The sequence below is a fragment of the Peribacillus sp. NPDC096447 genome (genome assembly GCF_044762725.1).
Lineage (GTDB): Bacteria > Bacillota > Bacilli > Bacillales > DSM-1321 > Peribacillus.
Window position 1 is genome coordinate 449414 of the sequence record NZ_JBIWEV010000002.1, and the last position, 17836, is coordinate 467249.

At 40.6% G+C, this 17836-nt stretch carries 23 protein-coding genes; 10 read left to right on the forward strand and 13 right to left on the reverse strand.

Annotated features, from left to right (window positions below; translation table 11 throughout):
• Positions 1–5 precede the first annotated feature (5 nt).
• The 4 genes from ACIQZD_RS09070 (at position 6) to ACIQZD_RS09085 (ending at position 2098) form a co-directional block, all read left to right on the forward strand.
• Positions 6–521, forward strand: coding sequence for a YjcG family protein (locus ACIQZD_RS09070; protein WP_402900975.1), 516 nt, complete (start codon positions 6–8; stop codon positions 519–521).
• Positions 522–525: 4 nt separating this feature from the next.
• Positions 526–954 carry a GNAT family N-acetyltransferase gene (locus ACIQZD_RS09075; RefSeq protein ID WP_402900978.1) on the forward strand — a complete coding sequence of 143 codons (429 nt, stop codon included), beginning with the start codon at positions 526–528 and terminating at the stop codon, positions 952–954.
• A gap of 158 nt (positions 955–1112) precedes the next feature.
• Entirely contained in the window at positions 1113–1376 is a 264-nt protein-coding gene (locus ACIQZD_RS09080) for a hypothetical protein (RefSeq protein ID WP_402900981.1), read from the forward strand.
• Positions 1377–1609: 233 nt separating this feature from the next.
• A complete protein-coding gene (locus ACIQZD_RS09085) occupies positions 1610–2098 on the forward strand; it encodes a spore coat protein (RefSeq protein ID WP_402900984.1) in 489 nt (162 codons plus the stop codon).
• 55 nt (positions 2099–2153) lie between these two features.
• Here the strand turns inward: ACIQZD_RS09085 and ACIQZD_RS09090 are convergent, their stop codons facing one another.
• Complete coding sequence (locus tag ACIQZD_RS09090) at positions 2154–2450, reverse strand: hypothetical protein (protein WP_402900987.1); 297 nt, start codon at positions 2448–2450, stop codon at positions 2154–2156.
• Positions 2451–2597: 147 nt separating this feature from the next.
• On the opposite strand from ACIQZD_RS09090, the gene ACIQZD_RS09095 reads away from it, so the two are divergent.
• Positions 2598–4871, forward strand: coding sequence for an ATP-dependent helicase (locus ACIQZD_RS09095; RefSeq protein ID WP_402900990.1), 2274 nt, complete (start codon positions 2598–2600; stop codon positions 4869–4871).
• 198 nt (positions 4872–5069) lie between these two features.
• Here the strand turns inward: ACIQZD_RS09095 and spoVIF are convergent, their stop codons facing one another.
• The 9 genes from spoVIF to ACIQZD_RS09140 all read right to left on the reverse strand — a co-directional run bounded on the left by spoVIF (position 5070) and on the right by ACIQZD_RS09140 (position 9647).
• A complete protein-coding gene (spoVIF, locus tag ACIQZD_RS09100; RefSeq protein ID WP_034314458.1) occupies positions 5070–5324 on the reverse strand; it encodes a sporulation-specific transcription regulator SpoVIF in 255 nt (84 codons plus the stop codon).
• A gap of 112 nt (positions 5325–5436) precedes the next feature.
• Positions 5437–5589: a YjcZ family sporulation protein gene (locus ACIQZD_RS09105; protein WP_402900993.1), complete on the reverse strand. Its 153-nt coding sequence runs from the start codon at positions 5587–5589 to the stop codon at positions 5437–5439.
• A gap of 102 nt (positions 5590–5691) precedes the next feature.
• Positions 5692–6048, reverse strand: a complete 357-nt coding sequence (gene spoVAE, locus ACIQZD_RS09110; RefSeq protein ID WP_063577046.1) for a stage V sporulation protein AE — start codon at positions 6046–6048, stop codon at positions 5692–5694.
• Positions 6049–6064: 16 nt separating this feature from the next.
• Positions 6065–7090, reverse strand: coding sequence for a stage V sporulation protein AD (spoVAD, locus tag ACIQZD_RS09115; protein WP_241590594.1), 1026 nt, complete (start codon positions 7088–7090; stop codon positions 6065–6067).
• Between the two features lie 3 nt (positions 7091–7093).
• On the reverse strand, positions 7094–7564 hold the full coding sequence (spoVAC, locus tag ACIQZD_RS09120; protein ID WP_402900998.1) for a stage V sporulation protein AC: 471 nt from the start codon (positions 7562–7564) through the stop codon (positions 7094–7096).
• A 17-nt stretch (positions 7565–7581) separates the two neighbouring features.
• Positions 7582–8079, reverse strand: coding sequence for a YhcN/YlaJ family sporulation lipoprotein (locus ACIQZD_RS09125; protein WP_402901001.1), 498 nt, complete (start codon positions 8077–8079; stop codon positions 7582–7584).
• 289 nt (positions 8080–8368) lie between these two features.
• Positions 8369–8734, reverse strand: coding sequence for a DUF1360 domain-containing protein (locus tag ACIQZD_RS09130; protein ID WP_402901004.1), 366 nt, complete (start codon positions 8732–8734; stop codon positions 8369–8371).
• 14 nt (positions 8735–8748) lie between these two features.
• Complete coding sequence (locus ACIQZD_RS09135) at positions 8749–9321, reverse strand: hypothetical protein (RefSeq protein WP_402901007.1); 573 nt, start codon at positions 9319–9321, stop codon at positions 8749–8751.
• A gap of 11 nt (positions 9322–9332) precedes the next feature.
• Positions 9333–9647: a hypothetical protein gene (locus tag ACIQZD_RS09140; RefSeq protein ID WP_402901010.1), complete on the reverse strand. Its 315-nt coding sequence runs from the start codon at positions 9645–9647 to the stop codon at positions 9333–9335.
• A gap of 218 nt (positions 9648–9865) precedes the next feature.
• Between ACIQZD_RS09140 and ACIQZD_RS09145 the strand changes: the two genes are divergently transcribed.
• The 4 genes from ACIQZD_RS09145 to ACIQZD_RS09160 are packed head-to-tail and all read left to right on the forward strand — an operon-like array spanning position 9866 to position 13663.
• A complete protein-coding gene (locus ACIQZD_RS09145) occupies positions 9866–11002 on the forward strand; it encodes a GerAB/ArcD/ProY family transporter (RefSeq protein ID WP_402901013.1) in 1137 nt (378 codons plus the stop codon).
• Positions 10959–12482 carry a spore germination protein gene (locus ACIQZD_RS09150; RefSeq protein WP_402901016.1) on the forward strand — a complete coding sequence of 508 codons (1524 nt, stop codon included), beginning with the start codon at positions 10959–10961 and terminating at the stop codon, positions 12480–12482. The genes ACIQZD_RS09145 and ACIQZD_RS09150 overlap by 44 nt, the downstream gene beginning before the upstream one ends.
• Positions 12479–13114 carry a Ger(x)C family spore germination protein gene (locus ACIQZD_RS09155; RefSeq protein WP_402901019.1) on the forward strand — a complete coding sequence of 212 codons (636 nt, stop codon included), beginning with the start codon at positions 12479–12481 and terminating at the stop codon, positions 13112–13114. The genes ACIQZD_RS09150 and ACIQZD_RS09155 overlap by 4 nt, the downstream gene beginning before the upstream one ends.
• Before the next feature lie 6 nt (positions 13115–13120).
• The gene (locus ACIQZD_RS09160; protein WP_402901022.1) at positions 13121–13663 is read left to right on the forward strand and encodes a Ger(x)C family spore germination C-terminal domain-containing protein; all 543 of its coding nucleotides are present in this window, start codon (positions 13121–13123) and stop codon (positions 13661–13663) included.
• 34 nt (positions 13664–13697) lie between these two features.
• On the opposite strand, the gene fabI is transcribed toward ACIQZD_RS09160, so the two are convergent.
• Both fabI and mgtE read right to left on the reverse strand, forming a co-directional pair.
• Positions 13698–14471 carry an enoyl-ACP reductase FabI gene (gene fabI, locus ACIQZD_RS09165; RefSeq protein WP_352921951.1) on the reverse strand — a complete coding sequence of 258 codons (774 nt, stop codon included), beginning with the start codon at positions 14469–14471 and terminating at the stop codon, positions 13698–13700.
• 133 nt (positions 14472–14604) lie between these two features.
• Entirely contained in the window at positions 14605–15975 is a 1371-nt protein-coding gene (mgtE, locus tag ACIQZD_RS09170; RefSeq protein ID WP_350302812.1) for a magnesium transporter, read from the reverse strand.
• Positions 15976–16097: 122 nt separating this feature from the next.
• Here mgtE and prpE point away from each other — a divergent pair, with 122 nt between their 5' ends.
• A complete protein-coding gene (gene prpE, locus ACIQZD_RS09175; RefSeq protein WP_402901027.1) occupies positions 16098–16841 on the forward strand; it encodes a bis(5'-nucleosyl)-tetraphosphatase PrpE in 744 nt (247 codons plus the stop codon).
• Positions 16842–16929: 88 nt separating this feature from the next.
• On the opposite strand, the gene ACIQZD_RS09180 is transcribed toward prpE, so the two are convergent.
• The gene (locus tag ACIQZD_RS09180) at positions 16930–17829 is read right to left on the reverse strand and encodes an RluA family pseudouridine synthase (protein WP_402901029.1); all 900 of its coding nucleotides are present in this window, start codon (positions 17827–17829) and stop codon (positions 16930–16932) included.
• Positions 17830–17836 lie beyond the last annotated feature (7 nt).

Genomic DNA, 17836 nt, shown 5'->3' on the forward strand with positions numbered 1-17836 from the left:
TATTTATGAAATATGGTGTTGCAATTTTCCCTTCAAAAAAACTTCAAGATTTAGCTAACTCCTATCGCAAACGGTATGATACGAAATATGCTTTCATACCACCGCACCTGACGCTTAAACCAACGTTCGAAGCGACGGATATGGAAATTTCAACAATCGCGGATCAATTAAAAGACATTGCTCGTAAATGCAGGCCATTTACGATGAACGTTACGAAAACGAAGTCTTTCCAACCCGTAAGCAATACTATTTATTTCAAAGTGGAATTATCCGAAGGGCTTCAAGAGCTGCATGATGCACTTAACAATGAGGACTTCATGAAAAGTGAAAGTGAGCATGCTTTTGTCCCGCATATTACCATCGCTCAAGATTTATCCGATAATGAGCATTCTGATGTTTTAGGCCAATTAAGCATGCTTGACATCAGCCATGAAGAAGAGGTTAAACGAGTTCACTTGCTGTATCAACTTGAAGATGGGGCATGGACCGTTTATGAAACATTTAGATTAGGAGCTGAATGATTTCGTGTTTGTAAAAATCGCAGAGAACAGCCAAGAGCTTGAAAATGCTTATATGATTCGAAAAAAAGTGTTCGTCCAAGAACAAAACGTCCCTCTTGAAGAAGAGATCGATGAATATGAAGAAGAGTCTACACATTTCGTTTTATATGATGAGCAGCATCAGCCAATCGGTGCCGGCCGTTTCAGGGTCATCGACAACATCGGTAAAGTCCAGCGCATTTGTGTACTATCATCGGGCCGTAAGAATGGTGCCGGTGCCATGATCATGAATGCCATTGAGGAATACGCCATCCAGCAGGAAGTACCTCAATTGAAGCTTGATTCCCAGGTGCATGCCATCCCTTTTTATTCGAAATTAGGGTATGAGATCGTTTCCGACGAATTCATGGATGCCGGCATCCCTCATAAAACGATGAAGAAAACCATTTTATGATATAAAAAAGCTGTCCTTTCAGTTCTCTGATTGGACAGCTTTTTTTGTTCGTTCATGAACTTAAATTATCGTTTTATAAAAAAATCATTTCCGTTCAATGGCAATCTCCGCAAAAATACATAGTCTATATATAGAAAGCAAGAAGGAGGGAAAATTTTATGGGTAACAATGAATTTAACCTGGAGGAGTCTCAAAAAAGACTGATGGAACTGCTGGTTTCGAGGACTATGAGAAAACATGGTTTCAAAAAGGAAAAGGTCGATCTAACCGAAAGAGAGAAAAACAACCTTAAAGAAACTATTCGCCATTTACAAGAGCAATCACTAAAAATCATAAACCAAGAAAAGAACATCACGGAACATGATGTTAATCCAGTTACAAATTCCATTCACAACAAATTCACGGATTCCAAAGATAAATGACACACCATATCACCTAATCAAACCTTACTTGCTGGCGAGAAATAAGTAAACCGAGACATAGCAGCACTTACATTTCATTCCTAAAGCTCCAGCTTCTTTAATATTCATCCCCACACACTAATACTTTCTCTAAGTATTAAAAAATAGACGAATTAACTGATTTATTCGTCCAACCCGATTACCCATCAAAGCATATTTTAATAGGGAATAAAACCTAAGGAGGAAAAAACAACATGAACCAAAATGTATATCGTAGCAACTGTAACACACATGAAGACTCTGAAAGATCATGGTCGGCTTTAGATTCCGCTTCCAGACATCCCCTGTCAGGGTTCTGTAACGACGATGACACACGCATTAGCCAAGAGGCAATACAGGATAATAATCAATTTCAGCTTTCTGAAGAACTTATTTACATTAAAGATTCTTGTAATGTAAATGTCACTTCTACGGATGTTAAAGCGGCCCTTTCTCTTCAAGCTGCTCTACAAGCTGCAATTGCGGTCATCGTAAGCATTTCCATCGCAGATTCTGATAATGCTGAAAAGATCACTCAAGAATTAATCCAATCTTCTAATGTTAAACAAATCACGCGCCAAAAAACAATTGTTGAAAACAGCCGTGATATCGACATTACAACAACTGATGCACAAATCGCTCTAAACATCCAATTATTACTGCAACTATTGTTAGCTCTAATCGTAGAAATTGACATTCTCTAAGGAATCAACACAAAAAGGACACTTCGCGTGTCCTCTTTTGTTTTTGGTGGCATATCTAGACAACTTCGTTGAAAAACCTGCCTTTTCCTGTCATTTCCGCCGTTATTTCTTTACTGACCCTCATGCCCATTTGATATTTATATGTGCCTGCCCCATATGTACTTTCCCGATTATTATCTTTCATTTGATGTAGTCCTTCAAAGCTTTCCCTTTCCCTTTCCAGCACCTGATCAAAACGGACAGGTTGAATGGTTGCCGTCCCTTTAACAATTCTTACATTCTCTGCAGCTTCGATCGTCCGGTTGGCATATTGAATATAATCAAATTGTGTGACAGGTGCTATGTACCCCATAGTTTTCCCTCCTTATATTTACATAATTGTGTTGTCATTTAATTACCTGTCCGAAACTTTAAACATGATTTCCGCATTCTTTTTTCCTAATCTTCTGGTATGATGAGTATTGCCGATATTTTTAATAGATTAGAGGTATCCATTTATATGAATCAAGCAAAATCTGGCAATGAAATCGTACATTTACATACCGTTTCAGCTGGTGAGCTGCAGACACTTTTTGAAAAAGGAAAACGTGATCAGCTTTCTTGTATCATTTGTCATAAACCAGTGAAATTATTTATTGGAATCCATGAAACGCCTTATTTTTATCATAGTGATCCCTCGCAGGTACCCTGTGACATGCCAATTTCAGAACCAATAAAAGAGGAAAAGCCATTAGAATATATGGAACAGAATGGATTTAGGATTCCTACATCACGAACCATTACGGAAACGAAAACCATTACAGAACCTTTCCTTAAAAGCCGGCCCATAACCGGCAATCCGAAATATTCAGATAAACCATCCTGCCTGGCACAATCAGAGGAACCATACTTTCAAGAATTATCCTCATCAGGGGTTGTTCTCGATGCAGAGCAACTAAAGGCGGTAACGACGATTGATGGACCAATTCTTGTCCTATCAGGAGCAGGCAGCGGGAAAACCCGAGTATTGACGGTACGCACAGCCTACATGCTTACAGTGAAAAAGATTGATCCTAAAAGTATCATGCTTGTAACATTTACGGCAAAATCCGCAAAGGAAATGCAGCAGCGTCTGCTCGGTTACCCTTATATGACTCCTTCCCTTGTTTCTCAAATCGTTAGCGGGACCTTTCATAGCATCTTTTATAAAATCCTGATTTTCCATGAACCAGCTAAATGGCAGCGTGATTTCCTATTGAAGTGGGAGTGGGAAAAAGAAAAGGTATTGAAACAGGCTGGAAGGGAATTGGAACTTGATGATAAGGAATTTGCATATGATCAAGCCCTTCAACAAATTGGGCTTTGGAAAAACTCATTGGCTTTTCCAGAAGATATCCAACCTAAGGACGATTGGGAGAAATCGTGTTTATTTTTATATAAGAAATATGAAGAATATAAACAGCAAACAGGGAAGTATGATTTTGATGATATGCTTGTAGGCTGTTATGTATTTTTAAAAAACCACCCCGATTTTTTAAAGAAATATCAGCAAAGGTTTAATTATTTTTTGGTAGATGAGTTTCAGGATATCAATAAAGTTCAATATGAATTGATAAAACTCCTCTCTGCTGAATCAAAAAATGTATGTGCAGTTGGAGATGATGATCAATCGATTTATTCATTCCGGGGAAGCGATCCGAAGTATATTTTGAATTTCAATAATGATTTCCCTCGTTCCCAAGTTGTGAAGCTGACGGAGAATTACCGCTCTTCCCATGAAATTGTCGCTACAGCGAACCGATTGATCAAGCGCAACCAGAACCGGATGGAGAAAAAGATGAGGGCACAGCATGATTCAGGAAATCCCCCTGTTTTATTTTATCCTTATGATGAGGAATTGGAAGCAACGATGATCGTATCCGATATCCAAGAGAAAATATCCAAGGGAGCAAACCCTGGGGATTTTGCGGTATTGTACAGGACACACACGATGTCCAGGGCCATTTTTGAACGCCTAGCCGCTTCCAACCTGCCATTCGTCATTGAAAAGGATGCGGATTCGTTTTATCAGCGCAAGGTCATTCGCGGCATGCTTGCCTTTATGCGTTTGAGTTTGTTTCCGCATGACAGCAAGGCAGCAGCTGATGTCCTTTCCTCCTTATTCTTAAAGCAAAGTATATTACAAGAATTAAAAGCAATGACAATATTGCAGGATTGTGATTTTATCGATGCATTTGCTTTTGTTAAGACAGGACATGCTTTTCAGGAACGAAGATTAAAAACGATTCCAGGACAGATACGCTCTTTAAAAATAATGTCGCCACTCGTAGCTTTAGAAATCATCGAAAAAGATTTAGGATACCAGGAATATGTAAAAAAACGCGGAAATGATGCGAACCTGGAAAAAGGGTCCGATGACATCCGTGACTTAAAGGTTGCGGCAAATCGTTTTCCCACCGTCGCCGCTTTCCTTGAACATGTCGATCATATGACTGCGATGGTTCAAGAGATTAAACAGCTATCGAAACATTTTAAGGATGCCATACAGCTTACCACCATACACCGTTCCAAAGGGCTTGAATACCAAACCGTCTATGTCCTTGCTGCTGTCGATGGCAGCATCCCTCATGATTTCGCACTTGAATCTTACCGAAAAGGGGAACTATCCCCTCTTGAAGAGGAAAGACGATTGCTCTATGTAGCGGCAACCAGGGCCAAAAAGGATCTTTATCTTTCCATCCCGCAAACTAGACGTGGACGGACCGCCCATCCATCACGTTTCTTGAAGCTTTGACCAAAAGCTGATGCTAACCATATATGGAAATAGATAGTTAAAACAAAAAAGGGTTTGGAATGGTCTCATCCCGAATCACTTACAATTTTAAGGAACGAAATCAAGATGCAACTTTTTTTTAATAAAAAAACTGCAGGCAAACCCGCTTTCTTCGAGTTTGTCTGCAGTCTGAAGGCCTGCATGATAGCAGGCCTTTTTTCACTTTTTATTTATCATATTGGATATCGTCCCGAAATCGAGTTTATTCCCTTCAGCTACGATGGAATGAACGATTTTATCTTCCGTTTCTTTATTGACCGGTTTATTCGCGATTTTTGAAACGCGCTTAATGACATTTCTAACAGTCGTTTCATCTTTGAAATTGGCTCCTTGGAGCGAGTTTGCCAATTCTAATACATCTTTCATATTTACGCCGGTTTTACCTTCTATGTTTTTAAAAAAGTTATTATCCATACCTAAGCCCCTCCCTTTTCTGTACCTATCCTATGGCATTATCAGAAAAATGGTGCTAGGCCCATACAAATAAAAAAAATGGAATAGGCTTCTTCTGCCTATTCCATTTACCTTAGCAGAAAGAAGCCCCTACAATGATCAATAGGATAAACAATACAACGATTATCGCGAAAGTGGAACCGCCGCCACCGTATCCTCCGCCATAACCGCAGCCATATCCATAACCGCTGCCGCCACAACAACCGTAGCCACCAAAACCAAACATACATATCACCTCGCTCTCGCTAAAGCTTACTGATAACATATGTAGGTCTGGACAAATATGTATAGGCCATGTCCTAGTCCAGGCTGCCTATTTCCGCTTGTTTCATCCTTTTGGTCTGAAAACCAAAGCTCCGATGAATCCAAAGACGATTGCTGCAGAGATACCGGAACTTGTAATTTCAAACATGCCTGTCAGTACGCCGACGAGACCATGTTTTTCCGATTCCATCATCGCCCCGTTCACCAGCGAGTTCCCGAACGAAACGATCGGTATGGTTGCTCCGGCACCGGCAAAGTCAACAAGCGGCTCATATAAATCAAATCCGCCAAGAACAGCTCCTATTACAACGAACAAGCTTAACGTATGTGCCGGTGTCAGCTTAGCAACATCGAAAAGAAGCTGGCCGACTACACAGATCAAGCCACCGATGACAAAGGCCCAAAAAAACATTGCTAACATCGAAATCTCTCCTTTTTCATGAATTCATCCCATATTCAATGGCTACAGCATGGGCAATGCACGGAATCGTATCTTTTTGCTGGACGGAAAGTGGTGACAATAATGCTCCTGTTGCGACCAGCAGGATTTTTTTATATTTGCCGGAAATCATTTCATTCAGTATATGACCGTATAATACCACTGCCGAACATCCCGCACCGCTCCCGCCAGCCAAAACAGGCTGGTCCTTTTTGAAAATCATCAATCCGCAATCCTTGAATTTTTCCTGATTGATATCACAGCCCTTTTGCTTTAATAAGTCAAGAGCTGTCTCACTCCCTATTTGACCTAAATCACCAGTAATGATGAAATCATAATCATCCGGGGTCAAACCAGTATCTTTGAAATGGGCAAGTATCGTATCGACTGCCGCTGGGGCCATCGCTCCCCCCATATTGAAAGGATCTTTCAATCCCATGTCAATGACCTTACCGATAGTGGCGGAGACAATATGGGGAAATTCCCCTTGCTTGCTTCCATCAGGAGCAACAAGCGCCACCCCCGCTCCCGTTATCGTCCATTGAGCTGTAGGTGGTTTTTGCCCGCCATATTCAGTTGGATAGCGAAATTGTTTTTCAACAGCTGCATTGTGGCTCGAGGCACCTGTCAACACATAGTTAGCCCCGCCATAATTAGTGATGAAGGCAGCTAGAGCAAGTCCTTCCATCGATGTGGAACAGGCTCCAAACAAGCCGAAATATGGAATTCCATTGGTTCTCGCTGCAAAGCTTGTAGGTGTAACCTGATTGATTAAATCACCCGCCAAGAAAAATTGCACCTGCTCCTTGCCGATCTTACCTTTTTCCAAGGCAAGCTCAACCGCTTTCTCCATCAAATGCCGATGAGCTTTCTCATATGAATCCTGCTCCATCCACAAATCGTCGTATAGAATATCGAAATCACCCGCGATTTCTCCATTAGCCTCAAATGGCCCGCCTGTTACCCCTGTTTCCAAGATGACCGGTTTATTGGTGAACATCCATGTTTGTTTTCCCTTTAACACCGCTTAGCCCCCAATCATTAGGTAAATCGTTTTTATCAACGCCACGACAAAGGCTGAAAATACTCCAAATAAAATGACCGATCCGGCCAATTTAAACATATTGGATCCAACTCCAAGTACAAAACCTTCCGTCCGATGTTCGATGGCTGCAGAAATGACTGCGTTACCGAACCCCGTAACAGGGACGGCACTCCCTGCCCCCCCAAACTGGCCAATGCGGTCGTAAAACCCGAAACCGGTCATCAAAAGAGCCAGGAACACCATGGTAGCAGTGGTCGGGCCTCCGGCTGTCTGCTCCGTAAAGTTGAAAAAATAAATATAGAAGTAGGAAATGGCTTGTCCGACTGTACAGAGTATGCCACCTACCAAAAAGGCTTTCAAACAATTCTTCACTAATGGTCTTTTAATTTCATGCTTCCCTTGAAGCTCTTGATACGCATCCTGTATTGGGGTCGTTTTCTCCTTGCCGCTCATAGTGCTGAACCTCTCTTCTAAATTAATTCTTTTTGAAGTTCTTCAATTTCCTTGAACTTCTTCCTTGCCTTTTTCTCGGGTACATCTTTTTCCTTAAGTAACTCGTTCAATCTTACCGATTCCAAAAAGATTTTATAATCGCTAGATACGATAAAATCATTTTTGGGAAACTTCTCTTCCAGATGTTCAGTCACAGTCTTTTCAATTTTCTTCATATGAAAACGTTGTAAGTGCTTAACTTTATAAGCGACGATAATCTTTTTGTCGTTTTTCACGACGATCACGTCATAGATGGTGTCTTCATTGGCAACTGTTTCCTTGACCTTTGAGATCAGTCCCTTTTCATCCTTCTCATCCATTCCATTAATGATATCCATCGGTTCAGGATCCGTACGTTTAATCATTGCTAAATTCTCTGTTTTTCCATCATTCTTATTGCTGCATGCAGTAAGCACACACAAAACAACTATAAAAACCAGAAAGCTGGCCTTCAAATACCTTCCTTGTCTGAACATAGAATCACATCCTAATTTATCGTTCTATTGTTATTTTCTTGTTTAACTGTTTTTTTATGAATGGTAGGATTAGGAAATAAAAAAACCTTTCCGAATGGAAAGGTTTTTTTTCTCAATAGCCTTTATTTTTATTGTTATTATTACAGCCACAGTCTTTCTTGATTTTGACCGGTTGTTCTTTTTTCATCGGTTTGGCATAAGCCCATGGATTCTGTTTCTGATTCAATTTATGACTCCTCCTTTAACATCTATACCATACTATATGAACGAAGAGACAAGTTGTTTCCAATCAAATGTCCATAATTTTGCTGATTATGACTTCAATAATCGCTCCTACTGCTGCTACGGCAAGGATTAATATCAGTACGTCACCTATAAACCAATGTTGGATATAAATAAAAACCAGAAAAAGGCTGACCCAGACACCCACGCACCAAAAACAGCTTAGCAATTGGCCAAACCAGCCAAGCAAGCCCTTTTCCTTGGGAATTAAAAATATTTCCACTTCTCCTTCTTCATTTTTTTCCTCTATCTCTTTAAAAAAGGGGCGGCGCAACGGCTCCATGATTTTATCGAAGACGATCAAACGTGTCAGCCTGAAGGAGGCCAAGCCTAATATGATAAATAAAGTAAATTCATTTTGTGGGGGAAACATTTAATATTGCTCCTTCACTTGGATTCTTCAATTATTTTGGCATCGATAATATCCGGCAGACCCACGAAACGGATATGGTTCCCTCTTTTAATCTTCACAGATTCCCCCTTCATACCCAACACATGAAACTGAAGCGTTTCCCCGTTAATAACAGCCTCACATAGTGGCTTTGGAAAACCTTGATGATTGGATAAGCGGGAAATGATGTCCCGGGAAGATTCTTTCTTCTCCACCTTTTTCCTTTTTCTCTTAACTGGCTTTTCGTTTTCCTGTTCTATTTGTTCAGGATGTTCCAATTCTTCAACCGGAGTTTGCTTAGGGACATATTGTTCGGTGATTTTCCTTAATCCCGTAATCTCCTTTTCAATTTCCTTCATGGCATCATAAACACCAAATTCGCGTTTGATTTGTTCGATTTTTTCTTCTTTATTTTCGGTTTCATCCTGAAGCTCCGGCTCAACACTGTCTTGAGGTTTAGCCTTTTTCGTTCGAAAATCACTTTGCATATTTCCACGCAGATCTGATATTTTTGCTTGATCGACATATAAAAGTGGTTTGGATTCCTTATCGCCATTTTTCTCTGACATGAAAACCCTCCTTAATATTTCAGAATATCCACGGACTGCAGCTGTTCCATTTGGTATTGGACAACTTTTTTCCCGAATTTATGCCTTATGAACAAACTGGATTCTTTTTTTTGTTCCAATTTCCCGAATAGTGTACGGTCATTGATGATGAACTTACAAACAGGCTTAGGTGCAAAGGCTGGAAGTCGGGACAATAGCTCCACCAATTCCTCGGGGGTATATGAAGTGCTGATATTTTTTTCATGCAAATTGATATGTCTCTTCAGCGTATTTTGTATGGTTTGTTTTCCATCAGCACAAGGCAGACCAACTTTCTTCACGTCCATGATGCCCCTCCTTCTTTTTCACGAATAGGGTTGAAAGCAGGTTTATGCCGATTCTCGCAAACAATGAATATCCGCTCTATGTATCATTTATATGAAATTCACCCTTCTTTATGCTGGAGATGTGCCACTCCCCCAAAAAAGGACATAAACCAATCTTGGATATGCTGGGCATTAGTGGAGAAAACTAAAAAATAATGGTTGTTAAAGGAGCTCCGAAGATGAAAAAAAGTGGAAAGATTTCAACCGTACAACTATCTTTAATCGTGATGACGGCTGTCGGTTTAAAAAATCATGTAACGATCCTTCCTCATTTACTGCCAAGTGCAAAACGGGATGGCTGGATTTCCGTACTGCTTGCTTTTGGTTTGATAATGATTTGGTGTTTACTTTTGTTTTACATTCACAAAGCCACCGGTCAGACCAACATATTTGTATGGATGGAAACGAATATCGGAAAGGTACCAGGCAAAACTTTATCCATTGTCATAAGTATCTTTTTCGCATCATTAGCTGCGGTGTCCTTAAAAGAGATGATTGTGTGGACAAAGGTATCCTATTTACCCATAACGCCACCAATCCTTGAAATAATCCTTTTTACGGGATTATGTTTTTTTCTTGCTTCCACTAACATCCAAACGATTGTTATCACTAACACATTCGTACTGACTGCGGTAATCATTTTTGGGTTTTTTGTAGCTATCACAAATATCCAATTTAAGGATTTTTCACTATTAAAGCCAATCATGGAAAATGGATGGTCCCCCGTTTTTTCTGGAATGATCTATCCTTTGTCCGGGCTTATTGAGTTGATTGTCATACTATTCATGCAGCAAAAAGTTCATGGGAAAATAAAATTCAAGGTTTTTGCCTTAAATGCCACTATCCTTACCTGGCTAATCCTTGGCCCCCTAATTGGTTCCATTACGGAGTTCGGTCCAATGGAGGCTTCCAGACAAAAGTATCCGGCTTTTGAACAATGGGGATTGGTGACTTTAGGTAGATTCATTGAGCATCTTGATTTCCTCTCGATTTACCAATGGTTAACCGGAGCCTTCATAAGAGTATCGTTTTTCTTATTCTTATCACTGGAAGTGCTATCCATAAAAAAAAAGCGCAGCAAAATGATATTGCTCATTGCCTATTCTATTATCCTTATCGTCTCCAACGCATACAGCTTCAGTGATGTAATTTTATATCACATTATCGGAGTATATGTCATGCCGATTACATTCTGGTTCTTTTTAGCGGTTTCCATCCTTTTAAGTATTTTTGTTTTCTTCAGCAATCGTAGAAAAAGGAGGCCAACATCCGATGTTCAAAAAAACAAAAAAGCAACTGTCCAATCCGAAAAGTAAAAAGGATTACATAGAAAAGCTTGAAATAAAAGAAGAATCCGATTTAAGAAAAATATTTCAAAATTCAGGAGATGTTTTTTTCCAAAGCAGTCTATATCGCAATGAGTTTCCCCTTAAAGTCACATTATTAGGATGTGAAGGACTTATCGATACCGAACTGTTAAATAATCTTGTTTTTGAAAGATTGACATTATTTTTCCAAAAGTACCCAAAGGGAAAATTGACACTCGAGGAGTTAAAGGACTCCCTTTACCTTCCTCAACTCGCCGAAGTTAACACAAAGGAAGAGTTATTTGCAGACATCTACTCTGGGAAGTTAATCCTTCTCATTGAGGGTTTCGAATATTTATTATCCGCTAATATTTCTAAGCGTCCCCAACGCACCCCTGAGGAAACATCTGCCGAAGTCACGATAAAAGGCCCTAGAGATAATTTCATAGAAGATTTATCCATTAACGTCGCTTTAATCCGTAAGCGAATGCGAACAAACTCCTTGAGTGTTAAATATTTCGAGGTGGGCAGGCGAACTTTGACTAAAGTCGCAGTTTTATATATGGATGACATAACTAATCCTGATATGGTCCAGGAAATATCTCGAAAAATTGAAGCAATCGATGTGGATGGGATATATGGTGGTAATCAATTTATGGAATTGATTGAAGAAAAGCCTTCGATACTTTTCCCTAGGCATGACTATTCAGGAAAACCGGATTTTGCCGTACAATGCCTGTTAAAAGGAAGACTTTTAATTTTAATTGATGGTGTTGCCTACACAATGATTACACCAATCAACCTCTTCATTGTCCTAAAAACATCTGAAGATAATGAATACACGTCCATTTACGCTTCATTTGAAAGGTCCCTTCGATTATTCGGTATTTTTATTGCGGCTCTATTACCAGGTTTTTGGGTCGCATTAACAACCTTTCATCAAGACCAGCTCCCGCTGATATTGCTGGCAACAGTAGTGGAGTCAAGAAGGGGACTGCCACTCCCAACCGCACTGGAGGCAATTACCATGGTAATCGTCTTTGAAATCTTCAAAGAAGCAGGGATGCGTCTCCCCACATCGATTGGACCTACATTAAGTGTATTAGGAGCATTGATCATAGGGGATGCCGCCATCCGTTCCGGTTTAACCAGTCCGGCCATGCTTGTAGTCATTGCCGGTTCGGCTGTCGCCACTTTTACTCTCGTCAATCAAGCGATCATTGGTGTCATCAGCTTAATAAGACTCGTTGCCATTATATCCGCTTCATTCTTGGGACTTTTCGCATTTATGCTACTAGCTCTATTTTTATGTGCATATGTAAGTAATATCCGGATATTAGGAGTTCCTTATATGGAAGTTTCCGCTAATTTGAGTATGTCCAACATAGTCAAAACACTTTTTCGCATTCCTCCCTCATTGGATAAAAGACGCCCATCCATCTTTTCTTCAAAAGATCCTACGAAGAAAGGTGAGGAAGGACATAAATGAAAACGAAAAGCGCTCTAATTCTTTTATTATGTGTTTTCGTTCTCACCGGATGCTGGGATTCCAATGAACCTGAACGCCTTGTGTATGCAAATGGTTTAGGCATCGATTATAAAAACGGCAAAGTCATCGTTCACCTTCAAATAATAAATATGAAGGGATTAGCCAAATCGGAATCCGGCGGTGACCCAAGTTCACTTAGCGCAGCTGATGTTGGAACAGCTACTGGAAACACTTTGGAAGAAGCATTATTTAATTTATATCATACAGCCGATCGGCGTATTTATTGGGGACACCTCTCATTTGTGATTTTTTCTGAAGAAGCGCTTAATGTCGGCGGACTCAAATATACGGTTGATTTTTTGGACCGTTATCGTGAAACACGCTATCGGATTTACTTTTTCATGACTAAGGATTCAATAAAAGATGCCATGCTCATTTCTCCCATTGAAAATATATCCATGGCATTTTCAAAATTGAGTGATCCAGATGATAACTATCATCAAAGTTCCTTCATCCCGCCCATTAATCTAAGAGAAATTATCATTCAACTGGATGAACCAGCTTATCAAGTTTCCATACCAGAACTAAAAATAACAGAGCAATGGACCGGTCAGGATAAAAAGAAGAAGTAATTATTAATGGAAAGTGTAACTATCATTTCCAATAATAAAATAAAAGAATTTCTGCCTAAGAATGTCATGAATGGAGGGAGATTAGTCAATAAAGATTTCGTTCGTGATAGCGTAACCCTTTTCCCCGGAACAAAAAAGGACGCATCTGTCGTCCTTTACGATAAAAAGACAGAAATCACTCCTATCACCGAGAGAAACGGGAAAGTCCGATTTGATGTCAATTTGAAAATTAAAGCAAGTGTGGAAATGATGAAAAATGATATAACACGTGAACAATATGAAGCTGAAATAAAACGCTCCATCAAGAAAGAGATAAAAAAGACATATCAATATACGCAAAAAAGAGATATCGACCTCTTCAAATTCTCTAAACTACTCTATCGGAAGGATATTGAAACGTGGAAAAGAATTGAGAGAGAAGGAATGATCCCCTTGGAAGATGATACGCTCAGATCAATTTGGGTTGAGGTAGAACTTCAAGATACCGGTAAACAAAAATTATCTCCCATCTTTGAAGAGCAAGGAGACAAAGGATTGGAAAATCAATAAAGGAGGGGGCCGATGTCGGCCCCCTCCTTTATTGTCATCCAATTATATGATAACCAGAATCCACATGGATATTTTCCCCGGTAATCCCGCGGGACATGTCACTTAATAAAAATACTGCCGTATCCCCTACTTCTTCAGGAGTCGTTGTACGACGAAGCGGTGCTTCTTCCTCAATCTTCTTTAAAATTGTATTGAAGTCACGAACACCTTTAGCGGATAAGGTACGGATAGGTCCGGCTGAAATTGCATTCACTCGAATGTTATCTTTGCCAAGATCACTTGACAGGTAACGGACATTGGCTTCAAGTGAGGCCTTGGCCACTCCCATTACATTATAATTAGGCATGACCCGTTCACCGCCAAGATACGTCATTGTGACAATGCTGCCACCTTCCGGCATGATTTCCTTCGCCGCTTTAGCTACAGCCGTTAAAGAAAATGAACTGATATTATGGGCAAGCAAAAACCCTTCACGGCTCGTGTTGACGAACTCACCGTCCAGCTCTTCCTTGTTAGCGAATGCGACACTGTGTACCACGCCATGAATGATACTTGTTTCTTCCTTAATCGCCGCAAAACATTTTTCAATGCTTTCATCCTTCGTTACATCACATTGTAAAATGATGGAGGGCTCTCCTTCCAATGTAGAAGATAGTTCCCTAACGCTTTTTTCCGTACGGTCTTTTCCGTAAGTGAAGATCAGCTTTGCACCTGCTTTATGTAAGGAACGGGCAACTCCCCATGCAATACTTCTTTTATTCGCAACACCCATTAAGACAAACGTTTTTCCTTCTAATGAAAAAGTCATCGTATGTGACCTCCTATTTTTAATACAAGTTATTAGTACCTGCTACTAATGACAGTATATCAAATTTCCTCTGATAAAAACACCGTTTTCTGAAGCCACCTGGGAATAACACTTCAAAAAAGCCTTCTTTAGCTTATAGTAAATAACCCATGAATAATGTAGCTAATCCGAAGTAAATCAGGATACTGATAATGTCATTGATGGTTGTGATGAATGGTCCGGAGGCTACTGCCGGGTCGATTTTCATTTTATGCATGAGGAGCGGTACAAGCGATCCCGCGAGTGTGGCGACTATCAATGTAATGAAAATAGATATGCCGACCAATAAACCGAGCATTAAATCCCCTTGCCAAATATATACGATTAAAATGATGGCTATTCCACATGTCAGGCCGGTGATGAGGCCTGTCCCAGCCTCCCGCAAAACTAGCTTCCACTTGCTATCCTGCTCCAAGTCCCCAGTTGCAATTCCCCGTACTGCAACAGCCAATGCTTGAGTTCCTGTGTTGCCAGCCATTCCGCCTATCAATGGAATAAATACAGCAAGAATCGCTTTTTGACTAAGTGTCTCCTCAAAACGGCCAATCAGGCTGGCGGTCAATAAACCTAAAAACAAAAGGATGATCAACCATGGCAGCCGTTTCTTAGCAGCAGAAAAGGGACTCTTATCCACATTGTCCAAATTGGATACACCCGCCAATTTGGAATAATCATCAGATGCCTCTTCATCCATGACATCAATGATATCATCAACCGTAATGATCCCTAACAAATGGTTTTGGAAATCGACGACAGGCACGGCAAGGAAGTTATAGTCCCTTATTTTTCGTGCCACCTCTTCCTGGTCTTCAGATACAGGTACGGAAACCACCCTGTCATCCATTAAATCACCGATTAAAGCATCTTCATCAGCTATGATCAATGTCCTGAGCGATAAAACACCAAGCAGCTTCTTATCCTGATCGGTAACGAACACATAATATATCGTTTCCGCTTCCGGAGCTTCCCTTTTTAAGATCTGCATGGCTGATCGAGCCGTTTCGTTTGCTTCAATGGCAATGAACTCTGTCGTCATGATGCTTCCTGCCGTAGATTCCTCATAGTTCAGAAGCTCCTGGATTTCACTTGCCGCTTCATCATCCATGATGGTCAAATAGCTGACGGCCTGCTCATCATTGATTTCATTCAGGACGTCAGCCGCATCATCCGCATACATATTGGAAAGCATATCGGCTGCATAAGAAGGGGTCATTTCAGCCAGCAGGCTTTCGTAATCCTCTTCATCTATTTCTATATTTTCAAAAAGGTCCGCCATTTCTTCCGGTGACAAATATGTGTAAACGACGGATCTGAATTCATCTGACAAGCTTGTATAAAATTGAGCCTGATCATATGGATGCATTTCAAGGAACTCCGTACGAAACTGATCCAAATTTTCCGTTTTAAGTGCTTCAAGCAAAAGCTCGTTATTCATTTGACTGCTCTCCCGCTCCCGGTCCTTCATCTCCTCCATAACCATACACCTCCTAAAACATATTTTTTCATTTCCTCGTTTATATTTTATTTTTTTAAATAATACTATACTAATACCATAAACATAGACAAAACAAACAAAGGATGTGTCAAATGAACATCGATATCATAGGGGACATTCATGGATGTTTCGCTGAATTCAGGCAGCTGACCGAAAAAATGGGCTATACTTGGGAGACTGGGTTTCCTGTACATCCCTCTGGAAGGATTCTCGGCTTTGTAGGGGATTTAACCGATCGCGGCCCAAATTCCCTTCAAGTAATCGAGATTGTCCATGAATTAGTCATTAACCAAAATATAGCAAGGTATGCCCCAGGTAACCACTGCAATAAATTATATCGTTATTTTTCAGGCAATAAAGTTCAAATATCACACGGTTTAGAGACTACTGTAGCTGAATATGAATCACTGAACATCCGGGAGCAGAAGAAGATCCGAAAAAAATTCATGGATCTGTATGAACGATCCCCACTTTATCACCTGATTGATGAAGGGAGATTGATCATTGCCCATGCAGGAATTCGCAGTGACTATATTGGTCAATATAGCAGTAAAGTAAAAACCTTTGTCCTCTATGGTGATATCAATGGCTCCAAACATCCCGATGGGTCACCGGTCAGGAAGGACTGGGCCCAAACATACAAAGGGGAAACATGGATCGTATATGGACATACACCAGTTCCTGAAGCTAGACGAGTCAATCAAACATACAATATTGATACAGGCTGCGTCTTCGGTGGAAAACTGACCGCTGTCCGTTATCCCGAAATGGAGCTTCAAGAGGTGCCTTCAACCATGCCATATATTGCGGAAAAATTCAGGACATCTTTTGATTAACCAAAAAAACTCGCCATCTTGGTGAGTTTTTTTGCGTCTATGGATTTTTTCATAAGCTTGAATTCCTTTTAATGCACCGGTTATAAAGTCAACTTCCCTCGATCAAACGGGTCATATCTTCTGGTAACTCTTCTTGAAACAACATCATCTTCTTGGTGAAAGGATGTAAAAATTTCAATTCAAAACAATGAAGGGCTTGGCGAGGGATACCTTTCCTGTTCCCTCCATATAAATCATCACCAGCCAGCGGGTGACCTATATGCGCCATATGGACCCTGATTTGATGTGTACGCCCTGTTTGGAGTTCCAAATTAAGGAATGTATGGGACTCTGTGTGTGCCAATACCTTAAATAGGGTACAGGCATACCGGCCGTCCTCCCTGACTTCCCGTTCAATGATGCTGGTCGATTTTCGTCCGATTGGCGCCACTATCTCTCCTACAGGACCTTCAACGATTCCTTCAGCTATGGCTTGGTATCTCCGTTTAACCTGTCCTGATTTTTGCTGTTCACTTAAAAGGTGATGGATATGCCGGTGCTTGGCAATTAAAACCAGACCGGATGTGTCCCGATCAAGACGTGTAACTATATGGATCGTTGCCTGTATTCCCGTCTTCCTATAATAACCCGCCAAGCCATTCGCCAGACTGCCGTTGGGATGCTCGCGGGAAGGAATGGTATTCATGGAAGGGGGCTTGGCCACCACCAATACAAACTCATCTTCATACCTGATATTCAGGGGGATGGGTTCCGGTAAAAGGCCTTCGCTTGCCTGCTCCGGCGGAAATATGACAGTGACGATGTCGCCTGTTTCTATCCGTTCCCTTACGGTTACTTCTTCGCCGTTCAACTGGATATATCCACCTTTAAACTTAATATCCGTTAATGCTCGTTTTGAAATATCGCATTTGTCGAGAAACTCTCGCAATAAAGAGCCAGAATCCTCTTCAAAAACCGACCAGGTCAAAGAAAAGTTTTGATTTGACATGAGGTGA

Excerpts from the sequence above, each read along its gene's own strand:
- ACIQZD_RS09070 (WP_402900975.1), top strand. The coding sequence starts at position 6 with ATGAAATATGGTGTTGCAATTTTCCCTTCAAAAAAACTTCAAGATTTA.
- ACIQZD_RS09080 (WP_402900981.1), top strand. The coding sequence starts at position 1,113 with ATGGGTAACAATGAATTTAACCTGGAGGAGTCTCAAAAAAGACTGATG.
- ACIQZD_RS09085 (WP_402900984.1), top strand. The coding sequence starts at position 1,610 with ATGAACCAAAATGTATATCGTAGCAACTGTAACACACATGAAGACTCT.
- ACIQZD_RS09090 (WP_402900987.1), bottom strand. The coding sequence starts at position 2,450 with ATGGGGTACATAGCACCTGTCACACAATTTGATTATATTCAATATGCC.
- ACIQZD_RS09095 (WP_402900990.1), top strand. The coding sequence starts at position 2,598 with ATGAATCAAGCAAAATCTGGCAATGAAATCGTACATTTACATACCGTT.
- spoVIF (WP_034314458.1), bottom strand. The coding sequence starts at position 5,324 with ATGGATAATAACTTTTTTAAAAACATAGAAGGTAAAACCGGCGTAAAT.
- ACIQZD_RS09105 (WP_402900993.1), bottom strand. The coding sequence starts at position 5,589 with ATGTTTGGTTTTGGTGGCTACGGTTGTTGTGGCGGCAGCGGTTATGGA.
- spoVAE (WP_063577046.1), bottom strand. The coding sequence starts at position 6,048 with ATGTTAGCAATGTTTTTTTGGGCCTTTGTCATCGGTGGCTTGATCTGT.
- spoVAC (WP_402900998.1), bottom strand. The coding sequence starts at position 7,564 with ATGAGCGGCAAGGAGAAAACGACCCCAATACAGGATGCGTATCAAGAG.
- ACIQZD_RS09125 (WP_402901001.1), bottom strand. The coding sequence starts at position 8,079 with ATGTTCAGACAAGGAAGGTATTTGAAGGCCAGCTTTCTGGTTTTTATA.
- ACIQZD_RS09130 (WP_402901004.1), bottom strand. The coding sequence starts at position 8,734 with ATGTTTCCCCCACAAAATGAATTTACTTTATTTATCATATTAGGCTTG.
- ACIQZD_RS09135 (WP_402901007.1), bottom strand. The coding sequence starts at position 9,321 with ATGTCAGAGAAAAATGGCGATAAGGAATCCAAACCACTTTTATATGTC.
- ACIQZD_RS09140 (WP_402901010.1), bottom strand. The coding sequence starts at position 9,647 with ATGGACGTGAAGAAAGTTGGTCTGCCTTGTGCTGATGGAAAACAAACC.
- ACIQZD_RS09145 (WP_402901013.1), top strand. The coding sequence starts at position 9,866 with ATGAAAAAAAGTGGAAAGATTTCAACCGTACAACTATCTTTAATCGTG.
- ACIQZD_RS09150 (WP_402901016.1), top strand. The coding sequence starts at position 10,959 with ATGTTCAAAAAAACAAAAAAGCAACTGTCCAATCCGAAAAGTAAAAAG.
- ACIQZD_RS09155 (WP_402901019.1), top strand. The coding sequence starts at position 12,479 with ATGAAAACGAAAAGCGCTCTAATTCTTTTATTATGTGTTTTCGTTCTC.
- ACIQZD_RS09160 (WP_402901022.1), top strand. The coding sequence starts at position 13,121 with ATGGAAAGTGTAACTATCATTTCCAATAATAAAATAAAAGAATTTCTG.
- fabI (WP_352921951.1), bottom strand. The coding sequence starts at position 14,471 with ATGACTTTTTCATTAGAAGGAAAAACGTTTGTCTTAATGGGTGTTGCG.
- mgtE (WP_350302812.1), bottom strand. The coding sequence starts at position 15,975 with ATGAAGGACCGGGAGCGGGAGAGCAGTCAAATGAATAACGAGCTTTTG.
- prpE (WP_402901027.1), top strand. The coding sequence starts at position 16,098 with ATGAACATCGATATCATAGGGGACATTCATGGATGTTTCGCTGAATTC.
- ACIQZD_RS09180 (WP_402901029.1), bottom strand. The coding sequence starts at position 17,829 with ATGTCAAATCAAAACTTTTCTTTGACCTGGTCGGTTTTTGAAGAGGAT.